The sequence below is a fragment of the Leucobacter sp. GX0328 genome, assembly GCF_053567315.1.
In genome coordinates this window covers 433,860-450,584 of the sequence record NZ_JBSGPC010000001.1, presented here as the reverse complement: position 1 = coordinate 450,584, position 16,725 = coordinate 433,860, and the positions used below count along the sequence as shown (strand labels likewise).

Genomic DNA, 16,725 nt, shown 5'->3' with positions numbered 1-16,725 from the left:
CCGAACCGAGCTGGTTGGGGTACGCGGTGCAACGAATGCGAGCGTGTTTCTATGCGTAGAAAACGGACACGCGATGGAGCCACTCACGGATCAGTGCCGAAACGATCTCCGGCTGTTCAAGGTGCAAATTGTGGCCTGCTGCATCGAGAACCGTGAATGTTCCCCGAACATGGTGGTTGCGGAAGGAGGTTCCGTCCTCAAACCCAACTACCTGATCCTGGCGTCCAAATACATGCAGGGAGGGTGCCATGAAAGTCCCCGCCGCGGCAATCTCGGGAGTGTACGCGGTGCTGTATCTTTCACCGATCCGATCCAGTACCTCTTGTTTGGATTCGCGTATGCCCGGTAGTACGAATCTTTCGAACGCTTCGAGGTTCGCTGCTGTGTGAATCACCGCCATTTCAGCGAATTCTTCGCGTGCTTCTCCGGCCAGTTCGAGGACTTTTTCGTCGTACTGAGTCGCCTGGTGCTGAGGGAGGACGCGCTGAGTTCGATCCATCTGGAAAGCACCCGCAAGCGTTGCTAGGCCGACACACTGTTCGGAGAGGGTATGGGCAACATGGCGAGCGACCATGGCGCCAAAGGAATTGCCGATCACCGCGAAACTTCTGCCCCCAAGGATCTGACTCACTTCCTCGAGCACAGAATCTGCGAGCTCCTGAGGCGATGCAACTCCGGTGTCTTCGGCGGCCGCAGCCCAGGGCAGGTCCAGGTATACCCGTTGCCAGTTCTGTTCTCCGAGCATGTCCTCCAACGGGAGCATGATTCGGTGGTCTACGCCGAAACCGTGGATGACGATGAGCGGCGGCCCTTCGCCGCGGATTTCTGCGATCACTCCACAACCCTAGCTCGGCTCATGACGGGCACAGGTCTGACGCACATTGCTGGCCACGATGAGTCAGGCGCTGATTGCGTCTCCCTGCACAGGGCCCTCCGTGCTGGGCTTCCACCCCAGAGCAGGAGCCACATGGGTAGCAAAGGACTCGAGCACATGGAGGTTGTACTCCGGACCGAGCTGGTTCGGACCTAAATGTGCTCTTCGTCCAGCAACTTGCGCATTCGATAGTTGACAAGCTTTACTCCCAGTTTGACCGGCTCCTGTCGGCGCTCGATAGAGAATCTATGTCTCTCGAAGAACGGTCGAGCAGTAATGCTGACATCGGCGGTAAGGCTCGTCGCGTGGAGTTCTCTTGATTGCTTTTCCGCCTCCATGAGAAGCGCGTGCGCGACTCCTTGTCTCTGGTGTTGGGGGTCCACAAACATCATGTCGATGTATCCACGCTCATCGACATCGGAAAACCCAACGACCTCACCGTTCGCAGTGGCGACAAAACTATTCCGCTTGCGCATGGCGAGGTTCCACCTCGCAACATCGCGCCGGCCCGGTTGGGCCCAGGCCTGGACTTGCTCTGGCGAGTAGTCAGCCGCAGCGATTCTTGTGATCGCCGTCGTGAAAATCCTCAGTGTGGTCATAGCATCGTCAGCCTGATAGTGGCGGATGCTGGGAGTTTGCGGCGTCGCGCTCATAGGCTGTCAAGACTATAAGACGCTGTCCCTAGACCGCGTCGCCCTGCACCGGCCCCTCGGTGTTCGGCTGCCATCCGAGCGCGGGGGCGACGTGCTTCGCGAACGAGTCGAGCACATGGAGATTGTACTCCGGACCGAGCTGGTTCGGGATGGTCAGCATGAGCGTGTCGGCAGCCATCACGGCCTCGTCGGCGCGCAGCTGCTCGATAAGGCGGTCGGGCGAATCGGCGTAGGTCTTGCCGAACGTCGAGCGCAGCCCGTCGATGATGCCGACCTGATCCTGCCCATCGCGCCCGCGGATGCCGAAGTACATCTCGTCCTGCTCGTTCACGAGCGGGAAGACGCTGCGGCTCACCGAGACGCGGGGCGCGCCGGTGTGGCCGGCCTCGCGGTACGCCTCGCGGAACTGCTCGATCTGCTGCCGCTGCAGCACATGGAACGGTTCGCCCGTCGCCTCGGTGAGCAGCGTCGAGCTCATCATGTTGAGCCCCATGCGCCCGACGTCGACGGCCGAGGTGCGCGAGCCGGCGCCCCACCAGATGCGGTCGCGCAGCCCGGGGGAGCGCGGCTCGATCGCGAGGCGGCCCGGTGGCGCCATCTGCGGGTCGGCCTCGACGAGTCCGTCGCCGTCGATCGCCTGCAGGAACAGTTCGAACTTGTCGCGGGCGATGTCGGCGCCGCGCGGGTCGTCGGAGCCGGTGTAGCCGAACGCCTCGTAGCCGCGCACGGCGGTCTCCGGGGACCCCCGGCTGATGCCGATCGCGATGCGCTGGTCCGAGATGAGATCGAGCGCCGCGAGCTCCTCGGCCAGATACAGCGGGTTCTCGTAGCGCATGTCGATCACGCCTGTGCCGACCTCGATGCGCTTCGTGCGCGCGGCGATCGCGGTGAGCAGAGGGATCGGCGATGCCGCCTGCCGAGCGAAGTGGTGCACGCGCACGAAGGCGCCGTTCACACCGATCTCATCGGCTCCCTCCGCGAGCTCGATGGTCTGCTTGAGCATGTCGCCCGCAGTGCGCACGCGCGACCCCGGAACGGGGCCGTAGTGGCCGAATGAGAGGAATCCGAATGCTTTCATGATGGCTCCAACCTGTATGCATGTGCATCTATTCCCGCCGGGAGGCGCGTCGGGTGGCGCGATGCGCGCGGGCGGGTGTCGGCCGCGAGTCTGTCAAGGGTGCTTGACTTCCATGTCAAGGTCGCTGTACATTCAGATCATGACCACGACGACCAGCACCCAGCATCCCGCCGGTCTGCCCGGCACCGTACCGACCCCGGCGCTCCGCCTCATCGGCGTGCTCGCCATCCGCCCCGTGCTCATCCTCGCGCTCGGGCTGATCCTGATCGCAGCACGTACCTCCCTGATCTACGCCAACGCCCTCGTCGTCATCGTCGATGTCGCCGCGCTCGCCGCCGTCGCGCTCGCGATGCGCGCCGAGGGTCGCGGTCTGCGCGACCTCTTCCGCCCCTGGCGCTGGGTCGACCTGGCCTGGGGCGCGCTCATGCTCGTCATCCTGACCGTCGGTTTCCTCGTCTCGAACTTCGTCGCGAACCTCATCGTCTACCACGGCGCCCCGCCCATGCCGACGGGCGCTACGCCGAGCGTGCCGCTCTGGGTCGGGCTCGTCGCCGTCATCGTCGCACCGCTCAGCATCGCCCTCGCTGAAGAAGCGGTCTACCGGGGCTACGCCCAGCCGCGCCTCGCGGGCCGCATCGGAACCGCGCTCGCGCTGATCATCGTGGCCGTCGTCTTCGGCATCCAGCACATCGGCTTCGCCCTGACCTCGCCGGCCGATGTCGCTGCGAAGGTGCTCACCACCCTCTTCGCCGGCCTCATCCTCGGCGGGCTCATGGTCTGGATGAAGCGTATCGCGCCGCTCGTGCTCGCGCACTGGGGACTCGACCTGCTGTTCCTCGGCCTACCGACGCTGATGCTCGCACTGGCGTGATGACGATGCGCAGAGATCCTCGCCGCACGATGTCGCCATCGGCCCGTTACAACGCGCGCTTCGCCGCGGGAATGGTGCTGTACGCCCTCACGCTCGCCGCAGCGCTCGTCATGCGCGGCGCCGGTATCGGCACCTGGCAGCCGATGCTGCTCACCCTGCCGAGCGTCGCGGTGATGGCCTGGGCGGTCGTCGCGTACTATCGGGAATCGGACGAGTTCGCACAGCGCAAGCTCGCGGAATCGTTCATCATCGCCTTCGCGGTCGGAGTGCCGACGCTGCTCGTCATCGGTCTGCTCGAATCGTTCGGCGGCCCGCATCTGAACTGGATGATCGCGTTCGCCGTCATGATGGCGGGCTGGTTGGTCGGGTCGCTCGTCGCGAACGCGCGGTACCGCTGAGCGGCTGAGCTGGTAAGGATCATGCGCAACGACATCAGGGCCCGACGCGCCGAGCGCCGGTGGTCGCAGGCGGAGCTCGGGGCGCGCCTCGGGGTCTCCCGGCAGACCATCATCGCCATTGAGAGCGGCAAGTACGACCCGTCGCTGCCGCTCGCCTTCAAACTGGCGGCCGTCTTCGGCACGACGATCGAGGCGATCTTCGACCCGGGGGCCGTTGCCGAACCGGAGGCGGATGCCGCCGGGGACGCCCCGCGTCCGTAGACTGCTCGGGTGCCGTTCTCCGCCTGGCTGTCGCTGCTCGCCGCCACCGTCGTCATCAGTTTCACGCCCGGCGCGGGCGCCATCAATACGATGTCGATCTCGCTGACGCGGGGTTGGCGCCGATCGCTCTGGGGCATCATCGGCCAGCAGATCGCGCTCATCGTGCACATCGTCATCGCGGCCGCCGGTCTCGGGGTGCTGGTGGCGAGTTCGCCCGTGCTCTTCGCGCTCATCCGCTACGCCGGTGCCGCCTATCTCGCCTACCTGGGCCTGCGCATGCTGTTCTCGCGGCCTCGGGCGAAGGAGGAAGGGGCGGCGGGCCCGGCCTCGCGCTTCGGCGATCGCCGTCGCGACCTCGTGATGCGGGGCATCTGGGTGAACCTGCTGAACCCGAAGGCGATCGTGTTCTTCCTCGCATTCATTCCTCAGCTCGTGCGCCTCGACCAGCCGCAACTGCCGCAGTACCTCATCATCGCGGCGACGACGGTGCTCGTCGACACCTGCGTGATGTGGTTCTTCTTCGCTGCCGCCGCGAAACCCTTCGGCCGCTTCGCCGGAACGATGCGCGGGCAGCAGGTGCTCGGCTCGATCTTCGGTGCGCTGTTCATCGCAGTCGCCGCGCTGCTGCTCTGCATCCGCTGAGCCGTCTTGCCGGAACCGGCGCCGGCACCGGCCCGGACACCGGTACCGGGGTACGACCCGATCGGTACTCCCGGTCGATCCCCCGCCCCGCTCCCGCCGCATAGTTTCGAAGCATGGAAACGAAACCGAGCGAAATGGGACTGGTCGCGCGCGTCGCGAACCTGGGCAAGCAGTACGGAGGGACCGCGCAGCGCGTGACTGCCCTCGACGACGTGTCGATGGGTATCAGGCGAGGCAGCTTCACCGCGATCATGGGGCCGTCGGGGTCGGGCAAGTCGACCCTCATGCACATGATGGCGGGCCTCGACACACCGACGAGCGGCCGCGTGTGGCTCGGCGACGACGAGATCACGGGCCTCGGCGACGCCGACCTCACCCGTCTGCGCCGGCGCCGCATCGGCTTCGTGTTCCAGGCGTTCAACCTCGTGCCGACGCTCGACGTGCTCGGCAACATCCGCCTCCCGTTCGAACTCGACGGGCGCGCCCCGAACTCCGAAGAGCGCGCGCGCATCGGCTCCCTGATCGGTCGGCTCGGCCTCGACGGTCGCACCGGCCATCGGCCCCACGAGCTCTCGGGCGGCCAGCAGCAGCGCGTCGCCATCGCGCGCGCCCTCGCCACGCGTCCCGAGGTGATCTTCGCCGACGAGCCGACCGGCGCCCTCGACTCGCGCACCGGGCGCGATGTGCTGCGCCTCCTGCGCGCGGCCGCCGACTCCGAGGGGCAGAGCATCGCCATGGTGACCCACGACCCCATCGCAGCGAGCCACGCCGACCGCATCCTCTTCCTCGCCGACGGCCGCATCGTCGCCGACCACGGAGCCATGTCGGCCGAGCAGATCTCCGAGACCATGCTGCATCTCGAGGGGGTCGCGGCATGACCTCCGTCATCCGCGAGCACCTCGCGACCGTCACCGTCTCGGCCCTGAGCGCCCTGTTCGCCGCGACGCTCATCATCTTCACCGGCATTCTCACCGCCGCGCTCGACCCGGAGCTCGTCGCAGAGGCCGGCACCTTCCGCGTGATGCTGCTCATCGTGTCGTTCATCTTCATCGTCATCGCGCTCTACGTCGGCGCGATCGTCACCGCCAACACCTTCGCCACGGTGATCGCCGGGCGCACGCGCACCATCGCGCTCTTGCGGCTCATCGGATCGACCTCCGCGCGGGTGCGCGCGAAGACCGCCGGCGAGGGTCTCTTCATGGGCGCGGTCGGCGCGATCCTCGGGCTGCTGCTCGCCATCGCGCTCTGCGCCGTCACCGTCGGGATCGGCCCGTCGCTCGGCTGGCTGCCCGAAGGGCGCGACTACCCGCTGCTCGACCCGCTCGCGCTCGCCGCCGCCGCGGTCGTCGCAGCGACCACCTGGCTCGCCGCGTGGGCCGGCACCCGACGCGTCGCCGGCATCTCGCCCATCGCGGCGACGGGGGCGGCCGTCGAACTGACCCCCGAGGCCTCCCGCAAGCGCACCGGCCGCACCGTATTCGCCCTCATGCTGCTCATCGGCGGTGCGGCGCTGATCGCGTTCGGCCTGCTGCTCAGCTTCGTCACGCCGCTCGCGCTGCTCGTCTCGTTCTTCGGCGGTCTCTTCTCGTTCACCGGCATCGCCGTCGGCGCGCACTTCGTCATGCCGCCCCTGCTGCGCCTCGCCGGCCGCCTGACCGGCCGCAGCATCACCGGCCGCATCGCGGCGGCGAACACCGTGCGCTTCCCCGAACGCAGCGCCCGATCCACGATCGGCCTCGTCATCGGCGTCACCCTGGTCGTCATGTTCGCCGTCGCGCTCGAGAGCTACCGCTCGATGACTCTCGAAGCGTTCGCGAACGACCCTGAGCTGGCCGCGAGCCTCGACAGCACGCTCGCCATCACGACCGGCGTGTTCACCGGGCTCGTCGGCTTCTCGGCGGTCATCGCCGCCGTCGGCCTCGTGAACACCCTCTCGCTCAGCGTGCTGCAGCGCACCCGGGAGCTCGGCCTGCTGCGCACCCTCGGCTTCACGGGATCCCAGGTGCGGCGCATGGTGCTCACCGAGAGCGCGCAGATGACGCTGGCCGCCCTCGGCGCGGGGCTCGTGCTCGGCACCTTCTACGGGTGGGTCGCGGCGCAGTCGATGCTCGGCTCGCAGGTGGGCCTCGCACTGCCGACGATGCCGTGGATCGTCATCGCGGGCGTCGTGGTGTTCGGCGTGCTGCTCGCGATGCTGGCGGCCGCGGCCCCGGCCCGTCGCGCGATCCGCGTCTCGCCGGTGGTGGCGCTCGCAGCAGACTGAGCCGCGGGGGAGCGGCTCAGCTCCGCTCGATCAGACCCGTTCGATCAGGGCGGTGGCGATCGCGGCGATGCCCTCTCCGCGGCCGGTCAGGCCGAGGCCGTCGCTCGTCGTCGCGGCGAGCGACACCGGCGCGCCGAGCAGCAGCGACATCGTCTCCTGCGCCTCGGCGCGCCGCGGCGCGAACTTCGGGCGGTTGCCGATGATCTGCACCGACACGTTCACCGGCAGCCAGCCCGCGGCCGCGAGCTCCTCGGCAGCGCGGAGCAGAAAGCCCGTGCTGTCGGCGTCCGCGGTCTCGGGTGCGTCGACGCCGACGAGCGACCCGATATCGCCGAGGCCCGCGGCCGACAGCAGCGCATCGACGATCGCGTGGCAGACGACGTCGCCGTCGCTGTGCCCCGAGAGGCCGGTCTCGCCGGGCCAGTCGAGGCCGGCGAGGCGCAGCGGGGCCGCCGGGTCGAAGGCGTGCACGTCGACCCCGGTGCCGACCCTGATCACCGCAGCTCCAGCGCTTCCGCGACGCCCTGCGCGTAGAGCGCCTCGAGTACGGCGAGGTCGGCCCGCGTCGTGAGCTTGTGCGCCCGCTGCTCGCCTGCGACCGTACGCACGGTGCCGCCCGCGCGCTGCACGAGGTCGGCGTCGTCGGTGGGCAGCAGCCCGGCCCCGCCCTGCAGCTGAGCGGTCGCGTGCGCCGCCGCCAGTTGCTCGCGCACGAAGCCCTGCGGCGTCTGCACGGCCGCGAGCGGTGCCCGGTCGACGGTCTCGTGCACCACGCCGTCGCCGTCGATGCGCTTCAGGGTGTCCACGACAGGGATCGCCGGGATGACGGCGTCGCCCGTGCGCAGCACCTCGGCCAGCACCCGTTCGAAGAGCTCGGCGCTCGCGAACGGGCGCGCGGCGTCGTGCACGAGGACCGTTTCGACGGAGTCGGGGAGCGCGTCGAGACCGAACCTGACGGATTCGTGACGTTCGCGGCCGCCGACGGCGACCGTCGCCTCCCACGCCGAGGTCGGAGGCAGCACCTGATCGACGAGGGCGAGCGTCTCGGCGGCCCGGCCCTCGGGCACGACGATCACCAGGTGGCCGGCGTGCGGCAGCGAGGTCACGGTCGCGACGCCGAACTCGAGGAGGCGGCGCCCGTGCAGCTGCACGAAGGACTTCGGGACGTCGAGGCCGAGCCGTTCGCCCCGGCCCGCCGCGACGATCACGACGCCCAGGGCGCCCCGGGCGTGCGGCCGCGCGCCGGTCGGGTGGAGTTCGTTCTCGAGCGGTGAGTTGACCATGGGCCCAGCGTACTCGCGGAGGAGCACAGGCGGGATCGGAATGCGAACAGGGCGGGCATCCCGGAGGATGCCCGCCCTGTTCAATGGCCCGCGATCGCCACGGGCCCCTCAGAATTCGTTCAGACCGTCGCCTCGGAGGCGAGGACCTCGTCGAGGATCTTCGACGCCTGCTCCTCATCGGTCTTCTCGGCGAGCGCGAGCTCGGAGACGAGGATCTGACGGGCCTTCGCGAAGAGGCCCTTCTCGCCGGCCGACAGCGAGCGGGTGCCCTGGCTGCGGCGCCACAGGTCGCGAACGACCTCGGAGATCTTGATGATGTCGCCCGAAGAGAGCTTCTCATTGTTCAGCTTGAACCGGCGCGACCAGTTGCTGGGCTCTTCGGTGAACGGTGCACGCAGCACGTCGAAGACGCGCTCGAGACCCTCGGGATCGATCACATCGCGGATGCCGACGAGCTCGACGCTGTCTGCGGGGATCTCGATGTCGACCGGAGTCGGCTGGCTCGCGTGCAGGCGGAGGAATGTGACTTCCTCGCCGCCGATCTTGCGCTTCTTGATCTCGATGATCTTGGACGGTCCGTGGTGGGGGTAGACAACAGTCTCTCCGACCTCAAATTGCATCGAGTCGCTCCTTTATGTTTTCCAGCCACTAGGATACCATAGCCGCCGCCGGAATTGGCGGGCGGCCCCGCTGCGCCGCTATGATTGATCCGAACTGCGCGTCATTATCCGTATGGCGCACTGCGTGTAGATACCGACGCTCGGAGGACCACTTGAAGAATCGGATCGCCTCTTCCATCGCTCTTGCAGCGGGCCTTCTGCTCGGTGCATCGGGCTGTGCCATGATGGCGCCCCAGGCGACTCTCGTGAGCTACGCCCCGAGCGACGGCGTCGACGTCAACGTGGGCGAGATCGAGCTGCGCAACGTGCTGCTGATCGAGGACGAGAACGGCGAGAACTTCAATGTCGTCTTCTCGAGCGTCAACAACTCGGGCGCCCCTGTCGACCTCACCATCAACTTCGAGGGCGAGAACTCGCAGCACGCGACCGCTGAATTCACCATTCCCGAGGGCATCGCCGAGTTCGGCAATCCCGAGGGCGAAGAGGCTCCGGTGCTCGTGACCGTCAAGGGCCTCGCCCCGGGCGCCACCGCCCCCGCGAGCTTCCAGGTCTCCGGCGCCAGCGAGGTCGCGCACCAGGTGCCCGTGCTCGACGGCGAGCTCGCCGAGTACCGCGACTATGTGCTGCCGGCCGGCTTCGGCCAGGACGCCGACGATCGGACTGCCAATAGCGCCACCGAGAAGGCCGCGGCCGAAGGCGCGACGGACACCTCCGAGGCGCTCGAGGCCGAGGACACGACCACGGCCCAGTAGTTCCCGTTCGTACGGCGGAGGCCCCCGGAACCGACGCGAGTCGTTCCGGGGGCCTCCGCCGTACGGGCGCGGGGGCGGCCGGCGATCAGGTCGCGGGCATCGGTGCGCCGATGAGCGCCGCCCACTCACGGATCGCCTGGCGCTCGGACTCATCGCAGACGTAGCCGTACCCGCTCGAACCCTGCTCGTTCTCCAGCGTCCACCCGCCCGTGTAGGTGAGCGCGTAGCAGTCGGACATCTTCTCGCCGCTGCCCTCGAAGAGGCCCTGCTCCTTGAGCACCATGGCGGCGCTCCGCTCCTGGTCGATCCGCTCCTCGAGGTCGGCGTTCTGGTACAGGTGCGCGAGCTCGTGGAGCGTGGTGATGCGCACGCCCCAGTCGCCGAAGAGCTCGCCCTCGGGCAGAATGTGCACGCCGAGCGGATCGACCGATGTGCATCCCGCGGTCGTGCTCTCCGCGTCCTCCGACGCGCTGCAGGCGGTCGCCGCATCCCATGCGATATCGATGAAGCCGTCCCCCGCCTCGTCCACGAGCGCCTCGCTGACCGTGCCCGACGCGTTCCCGCGCCGTGCCGCGGCGTCCGCGACGCGCGTTTCGAGCGCTTCCCTCAGCTGCAGCGCCTCCTGCGCGAGGCGCTCGGCGTCGTACCGGTTCGCCGCGCCCTCCGAGATACGGCGATCGAGACGCTCCGACCTCGCGCGCTCGGTCACGAGCGGGGCGACCGGGTTGCCGGCGAGCGGAGCGGCGAGCTCGGCGAACCGCTGACGCTCCGCGACCGCGAGCGCCATCTGCTCTGCGATGATCTGCGAGTCCGGGGCATCGGAAGCGGTGCCCCGCTGCGGCGCGTCGGACCCGTCGCCGGAGGCCAGCAGCGCTCCGCCCGCGAGCAGCGCCCCGCCTACGACGAGCGCGAGGAGCCCGAAGCAGCCGCACCCGGCGAACCACCACCCCGCACCGCTGCGCCGCGCGCGCAGTGCCGGGGCGGGGGAGGCCTGCGCGGGCGGGGCGGGGGCGGGGGCGCCGGCTCCCACGACCGCGATCCAGCCGAGCAGCTCGGGGAACGCATTCGGATCCGCCGAGACGGCGGCGCGCAGGTCGGGCCTGCGCGCCGCGATGTCCGAAAGCAGCTGCGGGTGCGAGCGAGGATCGGCCGCGGCCTGCGCCTCCCAGTCCTGCGGTGCGCCGTTCATGTGCTCGATGCTAGCGGCCGGCGGCCGCGCAGGCGGGCAGCGAGCGGCTAGCCGAAGCGGTAGCCGACACCGCGCACGGTCGAGATGAGGCGAGGTTTCGCCGGCTCGGTCTCGATGCGGGCGCGGATGCGCTTGATGTGCACGTCGAGCGTCTTGGTGTCGCCGTAGTAGTTGCTGCCCCAGACGCGGTCGATGAGCTGGCCGCGCGTGAGTACCCGCCCCGAATGGCGCATGAGCATCTCGAGCAGCTCGAACTCGCGCAGCGGCATGGCGATCTCCTCACCGCGCACGCTGACCGAGTGGCGCTCGGGGTCGAGCACGATGCCGAGCTCGTCGAGCACCGGCGACTCGTGAGCGATGCGGGCGCTCTCGTCGTGGCCGGTGCGGCGCAGGGCGGCGCGGATGCGCGCGAGCAGCTCGCGGGCGGCGTAGGGCTTCGTGACGTAGTCGTCGGCGCCGAGCTCGAGGCCGACGACGATATCGATCTCGCTGTCCTTCGCGCTGAGCATGATGATCGGAATCTGCGAGGTGAGGCGGATCGCGCGGCACACCTCGGTGCCGGGGATGCCCGGGAGCATGAGATCGAGCAGGACCAGGTCGGGGGTGGCCGAGGCGAACGCGTCGAGCGCGGAGCTCCCGTCGCCCGAGACCGTTACCCGGTAGCCTTCGCGTTCGAGCAGGAAGGCGAGGGGCTGCGAGATCGATTCCTCGTCTTCGACGAGCAGGATGTGGTGCGCCACTACTGCGCTCCCTTCGATTCGGTGGATGCGCTCGAGGCCGAGGCGCGCGAGGTCGGTGCGGCCTCGCCGGGTGCCGGCGAGGCCGCGGGCGTCGAGCTCAGGAACTCGCGCACCTTCTTCATCCGCTTCTTGCTGCGGGTCTTCTCGACGGTGTCGTGCCGCGGGAAGGTGAGGCTGAAGCTCGAGCCGATGCCCGGCTGCGACCACACGTCGATGTCGCCGCCGTGGGCGCGCATCGAATGACGGGCGATGCTGAGGCCGAGGCCCGTGCCGCCGTCGCCGCGCGTGCGCGCGCCGTCGACGCGGTAGAAGCGTTCGAAGATGCGGCCGATGTGCTCGGGGGCGATCCCTTCGCCCTGATCGGTGATGGTCACGACGAACTTCGTCTGCTTGACCTCCATGCCGACGCCGACCCTCCCGCCGGTCGGGGAGTGGCGGATGGCGTTGCTCAAGAGGTTCGAAACCGCTGCGCCGAGCGACGATTCGCGCCCCTCGATGACGGCGTCCAGGCCGTTGTCGCCGGTCACGACGAGCTCGACCCCGTTCTGCGAAGCGTAGACGCGGTGCGCCTCGACCTCTCGGCGCACGAGATCGGGCAGCGACACCGACTGGCGATCCTCGGGCCTCAGCGACGACTGCGCCTCCGAGAGCTGGATGATGCCGCGCGAGAGCTCGCCGAGCCGGCGCGACTCCTTCACGAGCGTCTTCGCGAACCGGCGCACCGTCTCGGGCTCCTCAGCCGCCTCCTGCACCGCCTCGGCCAGCAGGCCGATCGCGGCGATCGGGGTCTTCAGCTCATGGCTGACGTTCGCGATGAAGTCGCGCCGCATCGAATTCAGGCGCTGCTCTTCGCCCAGATCCTCCGCGAGTACGACGAGGAAGCGGGCCTGGATGCGGACGATGTGCACGCGGATCGCATCGCCGGGGACCGCGGGGTCGGGTTCGCGCGTGTCGGGCACGCCCGTCATCATGACGCGGCGGGCGCGGCGCAGGAAGTCCGGGTCCGAGAGCTCTTCGCCGCTGATGAAGCGCTCGTAGCGCGCCGTCGGGTTCGCGTAGACCGGGGTGAGGGAGGCATCGAGGATGACCGCGAAAGTCTCGATCTCATCGAGCAACGTGGTCGCGATGGGCGGTAGTTCGGGGCGCATCGCCGCCGCCCGGCGTCGCCCGGCGCTTCGCGCGCCGATGATGGCGATGGCCGCGGCTGACCCGATGAGGATGCCGAGCGCGACGGAGGTCAGTACGAGCCCGGTCGGTGTCATGCTTGCTATCGTAGGCCGTGCCGATGAGGCGAAGGCCGCGAGTTCAACTGCTGTTCACCATCCGGTGCGCTGGGATTCACCTGTTCGAGTCAGACTTGTCGAGTGCGCGTGCCGACCGGTAGCGCGACCCTTCAACCGAGGAGACAACAGAAGACATGCGTGAGGTCTTTCAGCAGGAGCTGCGCGACGTGCAGAACCGACTCGTCGAGATCGCCGAGCTCGTCGAGCAGTCGATCGAGAACGCCACCGCGGCGTTCAGCAACTCGGATGCGGCGCTGGCCGAAACCGTGATCGACTCGGGCGACGAGATCGAGCGCCTCACGGACGAGCTCGACCGGCAGACGATCGACATCCTCGCGCTGCAGCAGCCCGTCGCATCCGACCTGCGTCTGATGGTCGGCGCGCTGCGCATGAGCGGCTCGCTCGAACGCATGGCCGACCTGGCCCAGCACATCGCCCAGCTGGCGCGCTACCGGTACCCCGAGAGCGCCATCCCGAAGGGGTTGAAGAAGACCTTCGTGCGCATGGGCGCGCTCGACGTCGAGATGGCGCAGAAGATCGTCGAGCTGCTGCGCACACAGGAGGAGCACGTGATCGACGAGGTGCGCGACCTCGACGACAGCCTCGACGAGCTGCATGCGAAGGTGTTCGAGAAGGTGCTGAGCGACAAGGTGATCGACAACCCGACCGGTGCCGTCGATGCGACGCTCGCGAGCCGCTACCACGAGCGCTTCGGCGATCACGCGGTCAGCGTCGCGAAGCAGATGAAGTACTTCCTCCGCGGTTCGATCGACTGACCGCCCACCCGACCGCTGCAACGGTAGGGTTGTAGCGTGAAACAACGCATCTACGATTCGCGACTGCGAGAGGTCGTCGACCTGCAGCCGCGCGAGGCGGGTCGCATCGGCATGTACGTGTGCGGCCCGACCGTGCAGTCGGCCCCGCACATCGGCCATCTGCGCAGCGCCCTCGTCTACGACCAGATGCGCCGCTGGTTCGCGGCCCAGGGGCTCGACGTCTCGCTGATCCGCAACGTCACCGATATCGACGACAAGATCCTCGATAACGCCCGCATCGCGCAGGGCGAGGGATCGACCGAGGAGTGGTGGGCCCTCGCCTACCGCGTCGAGCAGCTGTTCGCCGGGGCGTACACCGCCATCGGCGTGCTGCCGCCTACGTACGAGCCGCGAGCCACGGCGAACATCGCCGAGATGATCGCGCTCATCGAACGGCTCATCGAGCGCGGCCACGCCTACCAGGCGGCCGACGGGTCGGCGAGCGTGTACTTCGACACGGCCTCCTGGCCCGACTACGGCGCACTCACGCACCAGAGCCGCGACCAGATGGAGGACGCGGCGGATTCGGAGCCGGTCGGCAAGCGCGACCCGCGCGACTTCGCGCTGTGGAAGGCGCACCGCGATCACGAGCCGTTCTCTGCATCGTGGCCGTCGCCGTGGGGCCGGGGGCGCCCGGGCTGGCACATCGAGTGCTCGGCCATGGCCACCCGCTACCTCGGCGAGGAGTTCGACATCCACGGCGGCGGGCTCGACCTGCGCTTCCCGCACCACGAGAACGAGCTCGCCCAGTCGAGCGCGGCGGGTCACGTCTTCGCCCGGCACTGGATCCACAACGGCCTCGTGAACACCGGCGGCCAGAAGATGTCGAAGTCGCTCGGCAACTCGCTGTTCGCAGCCGATCTGCTCGCCGCCGCCCGCCCCATCGTGCTCCGCTACTTCCTGGGTTCGGCCCACTACCGCTCGGTGCTCGAGTTCTCGGAGAACTCGCTCGCCGAAGCCGCGAGCGCTTTCGAACGCATCGAGGGCTTCCTCGCGCGGGCGGCGGAGCACACCGCAGCGGCGGACGACGCATCCCGAAAGCTTCCGGAAGCGTTCGTCGCAGCGATGCTCGACGATTTCGGCATCCCGCAGGCCCTCGCCGTGCTGCACGACACCGTGCGCGCCGGCAACACCGCCCTCGATGCCGGCGACGCGGCTGCCGTAACCGATTGCGCGGGCCGGGTCATCGCGATGCTCGATGTGCTCGGACTCAACCCGAACGACGGCGCCTGGCAGCAGGGCGCCGCGACCGACGCCGCCGGCAGCACGGCGCTCGACTCGCTGGTGCAGGCGCTCATCGCGGATCGCCGCGACGCCCGCGCGAACAAGGACTTCGCCACGAGCGACGCGATCCGCGACCGCCTGCACGCCGCGGGCATCGCACTCGAAGACACCCCGAACGGAACCCGCTGGAGCCTGACATGACCAATAAGAAGAGCCGCACCGGAGCCGTGCGCAAGAAGGGTCTCGGCAAGGCCGTCGGGTCGGGCGGCCAGGGCCGCCAGGCGCTCGAGGGCCGCGGGCCGACTCCGAAGGCTGAGGACCGCGAGTACCACGCGGCCTACAAAGCGAAGAAGGCGCGCGAGCGCCACGAGGCGGCGCGCACCCGCCACGGCCTCGATCCGCGCGGGCGCGGCGACGGCTCGCGCTCCTCGCGCCCCGCGAAGAAGAGCGACGACAGCGAGCTCGTCACCGGCCGCAACGCGGTGCTCGAGGCGCTGCGCACCAAGATCCCGGCGACGGCGCTGTACGTCGCCGCGCGCATCGAGGTCGACGACCGCGTACGCGAGATCCTGCGTCTCGCGACGAATCGCGGCGTCGCCGTGCTCGAGGTCATGCGCCCCGAAATGGATCGCATGACGGAGCGTGACACCGTGCATCAGGGCGTCGTGCTGAAGGTGCCTCCGATGGAGTACGCGCACCCGATGGAGATGCTCGACGGCATTATCGACAGCGACCGTACGCCGCTGATCGTCGCGCTCGACGGCGTCACCGATCCGCGCAATCTCGGCGCGATCATCCGTTCGGTCGCGGCGTTCGGCGGTCAGGGAGTCGTGATTCCGCAGCGCCGCTCCGCCGGCCTCAACTCGGCGGCGTGGAAGACCTCCGCGGGCGCCGCGGCGCGTATTCCAGTCGCCATGGCGTCGAACCTGACGCAGACGATCAAGGAATTCAAGAAGCAGGGCGTCTTCGTCGTCGGCCTCGACGGCGGCGGCGATGTCGAGCTGCCCGGCCTCGAGCTCGCGGATCGGCCGCTCGTGCTCGTGATCGGCAGCGAGGGCAAGGGCCTCTCGCGGCTCGTCACCGAGACCTGCGACGCGATCGTCTCGATCCCGATCTCCGCTGCGACCGAGTCGCTGAACGCGGGCATCGCGGCGAGCGTCGCGCTGTACGAGGTGTCGAAGCTGCGGGCGGAGGGCTCGGCCGCCGCCGAGTGACCCCGGCGCGCGGCTGCGGCGCCGTCACAGCACGGTCAACTGCGTCGCCTGCCAGCGCTCCGCCGTCCATTCGAACCGGAACGCCACGGCGATCGACCGCGGCACCGCCCGGAGCACCACGACGCCGTCGACGACCCGGTCGGCGGTGCGGCTGAGGTGCGCGGGCCCGGGCGTCGGCACGATGCGGCGCGTATCGCCGTGAAGGCTGCGCTGCTCGGTGCGCGCTCGGCGCTGCAGACGCAGTTCGGCGATGACCTCGGGCGAGATGAGGCGCCCGAGCCCCGCGATCGCGCGAGAGCCCTCGACTGCCTCGAACGCGAACAGGGCGAGCCTCTGCACTGCGGCCTCGGCCGGCGGCGGCATCTCGGCGTCCGTGCCGGGTGGCGGGACCGGGCGGCTCGCCGCTTCCACGGCGTGCAGGTGCCGCGGGCGCCCGGAGCGCGCTGCGCTGCGTGCTCGCGGCGGAGCCTGCGGCTCCGGCAGCGGCGGTACCGGTACGAGGACGGGTGCGAGTCCCGGGTTGCGGGCCGTGAGCGGCATGGCGATATCCAATCGTCTTCCGGTC

Annotated in this window: 20 protein-coding genes and 1 pseudogene; 10 read left to right on the top strand and 11 right to left on the bottom strand. The window is 69.1% G+C overall.

Going from position 1 to position 16,725, the window contains the following annotated elements; genetic code table 11:
* Window positions 1-49: 49 nt before the first annotated feature.
* The 4 genes and pseudogenes from ACUYTF_RS02020 to ACUYTF_RS02005 all read right to left on the bottom strand — a co-directional run bounded on the left by ACUYTF_RS02020 (window position 50) and on the right by ACUYTF_RS02005 (window position 2,605).
* The gene (locus tag ACUYTF_RS02020; RefSeq protein ID WP_434141088.1) at window positions 50-835 is read right to left on the bottom strand and encodes an alpha/beta fold hydrolase; all 786 of its coding nucleotides are present in this window, start codon (window positions 833-835) and stop codon (window positions 50-52) included.
* 63 nt (window positions 836-898) lie between these two features.
* Window positions 899-1,024, bottom strand: a pseudogene (locus tag ACUYTF_RS02015) (LLM class flavin-dependent oxidoreductase); the annotation flags it as partial.
* Between the two features lie 2 nt (window positions 1,025-1,026).
* Window positions 1,027-1,527 (bottom strand): GNAT family N-acetyltransferase, encoded by a 501-nt coding sequence (locus tag ACUYTF_RS02010; RefSeq protein ID WP_434141089.1) that lies wholly within the window; start codon window positions 1,525-1,527, stop codon window positions 1,027-1,029.
* Window positions 1,528-1,555: 28 nt separating this feature from the next.
* Entirely contained in the window at window positions 1,556-2,605 is a 1,050-nt protein-coding gene (locus ACUYTF_RS02005) for an LLM class flavin-dependent oxidoreductase (RefSeq protein ID WP_434141091.1), read from the bottom strand.
* 139 nt (window positions 2,606-2,744) lie between these two features.
* On the opposite strand from ACUYTF_RS02005, the gene ACUYTF_RS02000 reads away from it, so the two are divergent.
* From ACUYTF_RS02000 to ACUYTF_RS01975, 6 genes are all read left to right on the top strand, one after another.
* Window positions 2,745-3,476 (top strand): CPBP family glutamic-type intramembrane protease, encoded by a 732-nt coding sequence (locus ACUYTF_RS02000; protein WP_434141092.1) that lies wholly within the window; start codon window positions 2,745-2,747, stop codon window positions 3,474-3,476.
* Window positions 3,477-3,481: 5 nt separating this feature from the next.
* The gene (locus ACUYTF_RS01995) at window positions 3,482-3,874 is read left to right on the top strand and encodes a hypothetical protein (protein ID WP_449279260.1); all 393 of its coding nucleotides are present in this window, start codon (window positions 3,482-3,484) and stop codon (window positions 3,872-3,874) included.
* A gap of 21 nt (window positions 3,875-3,895) precedes the next feature.
* The gene (locus ACUYTF_RS01990; protein WP_434141094.1) at window positions 3,896-4,135 is read left to right on the top strand and encodes a helix-turn-helix domain-containing protein; all 240 of its coding nucleotides are present in this window, start codon (window positions 3,896-3,898) and stop codon (window positions 4,133-4,135) included.
* 9 nt (window positions 4,136-4,144) lie between these two features.
* Window positions 4,145-4,777: a LysE family transporter gene (locus ACUYTF_RS01985; protein WP_434141095.1), complete on the top strand. Its 633-nt coding sequence runs from the start codon at window positions 4,145-4,147 to the stop codon at window positions 4,775-4,777.
* 113 nt (window positions 4,778-4,890) lie between these two features.
* Entirely contained in the window at window positions 4,891-5,655 is a 765-nt protein-coding gene (locus tag ACUYTF_RS01980) for an ATP-binding cassette domain-containing protein (RefSeq protein ID WP_434141096.1), read from the top strand.
* Window positions 5,652-7,040 (top strand): FtsX-like permease family protein, encoded by a 1,389-nt coding sequence (locus ACUYTF_RS01975; RefSeq protein ID WP_434141097.1) that lies wholly within the window; start codon window positions 5,652-5,654, stop codon window positions 7,038-7,040. The genes ACUYTF_RS01980 and ACUYTF_RS01975 overlap by 4 nt, the downstream gene beginning before the upstream one ends.
* A gap of 30 nt (window positions 7,041-7,070) precedes the next feature.
* Here ACUYTF_RS01975 and ispF read toward each other — a convergent pair whose 3' ends face one another.
* The 3 genes from ispF to ACUYTF_RS01960 all read right to left on the bottom strand — a co-directional run bounded on the left by ispF (window position 7,071) and on the right by ACUYTF_RS01960 (window position 8,943).
* The gene (gene ispF, locus ACUYTF_RS01970; protein WP_434141098.1) at window positions 7,071-7,538 is read right to left on the bottom strand and encodes a 2-C-methyl-D-erythritol 2,4-cyclodiphosphate synthase; all 468 of its coding nucleotides are present in this window, start codon (window positions 7,536-7,538) and stop codon (window positions 7,071-7,073) included.
* Window positions 7,535-8,323, bottom strand: coding sequence for a 2-C-methyl-D-erythritol 4-phosphate cytidylyltransferase (gene ispD, locus ACUYTF_RS01965; protein WP_434141099.1), 789 nt, complete (start codon window positions 8,321-8,323; stop codon window positions 7,535-7,537). Before ispD ends, ispF begins: the two co-directional genes overlap by 4 nt.
* Before the next feature lie 119 nt (window positions 8,324-8,442).
* The gene (locus ACUYTF_RS01960) at window positions 8,443-8,943 is read right to left on the bottom strand and encodes a CarD family transcriptional regulator (protein ID WP_434141100.1); all 501 of its coding nucleotides are present in this window, start codon (window positions 8,941-8,943) and stop codon (window positions 8,443-8,445) included.
* 221 nt (window positions 8,944-9,164) lie between these two features.
* Here ACUYTF_RS01960 and ACUYTF_RS01955 point away from each other — a divergent pair, with 221 nt between their 5' ends.
* The gene (locus ACUYTF_RS01955; protein ID WP_449279259.1) at window positions 9,165-9,695 is read left to right on the top strand and encodes a DNA modification methylase; all 531 of its coding nucleotides are present in this window, start codon (window positions 9,165-9,167) and stop codon (window positions 9,693-9,695) included.
* An 85-nt stretch (window positions 9,696-9,780) separates the two neighbouring features.
* Here ACUYTF_RS01955 and ACUYTF_RS01950 read toward each other — a convergent pair whose 3' ends face one another.
* The 3 genes from ACUYTF_RS01950 to ACUYTF_RS01940 are packed head-to-tail and all read right to left on the bottom strand — an operon-like array spanning window position 9,781 to window position 12,886.
* On the bottom strand, window positions 9,781-10,884 hold the full coding sequence (locus tag ACUYTF_RS01950) for a variant leucine-rich repeat-containing protein (RefSeq protein WP_434141102.1): 1,104 nt from the start codon (window positions 10,882-10,884) through the stop codon (window positions 9,781-9,783).
* 47 nt (window positions 10,885-10,931) lie between these two features.
* Window positions 10,932-11,624, bottom strand: coding sequence for a winged helix-turn-helix domain-containing protein (locus ACUYTF_RS01945; protein ID WP_434141103.1), 693 nt, complete (start codon window positions 11,622-11,624; stop codon window positions 10,932-10,934).
* The gene (locus tag ACUYTF_RS01940; protein ID WP_449279258.1) at window positions 11,624-12,886 is read right to left on the bottom strand and encodes a sensor histidine kinase; all 1,263 of its coding nucleotides are present in this window, start codon (window positions 12,884-12,886) and stop codon (window positions 11,624-11,626) included. Before ACUYTF_RS01940 ends, ACUYTF_RS01945 begins: the two co-directional genes overlap by 1 nt.
* 155 nt (window positions 12,887-13,041) lie before the next feature.
* Between ACUYTF_RS01940 and phoU the strand changes: the two genes are divergently transcribed.
* From phoU to rlmB, 3 genes are read left to right on the top strand one after another with little or no spacing between them, the layout of a single operon-like run.
* On the top strand, window positions 13,042-13,683 hold the full coding sequence (gene phoU, locus ACUYTF_RS01935) for a phosphate signaling complex protein PhoU (protein ID WP_434141105.1): 642 nt from the start codon (window positions 13,042-13,044) through the stop codon (window positions 13,681-13,683).
* Between the two features lie 36 nt (window positions 13,684-13,719).
* Complete coding sequence (gene cysS / locus ACUYTF_RS01930; protein ID WP_449279257.1) at window positions 13,720-15,147, top strand: cysteine--tRNA ligase; 1,428 nt, start codon at window positions 13,720-13,722, stop codon at window positions 15,145-15,147.
* Complete coding sequence (gene rlmB, locus ACUYTF_RS01925; RefSeq protein ID WP_434141108.1) at window positions 15,144-16,160, top strand: 23S rRNA (guanosine(2251)-2'-O)-methyltransferase RlmB; 1,017 nt, start codon at window positions 15,144-15,146, stop codon at window positions 16,158-16,160. Before cysS ends, rlmB begins: the two co-directional genes overlap by 4 nt.
* A 24-nt stretch (window positions 16,161-16,184) precedes the next feature.
* On the opposite strand, the gene ACUYTF_RS01920 is transcribed toward rlmB, so the two are convergent.
* Complete coding sequence (locus tag ACUYTF_RS01920) at window positions 16,185-16,700, bottom strand: Rv3235 family protein (RefSeq protein WP_434141109.1); 516 nt, start codon at window positions 16,698-16,700, stop codon at window positions 16,185-16,187.
* Window positions 16,701-16,725: the final 25 nt, after the last annotated feature.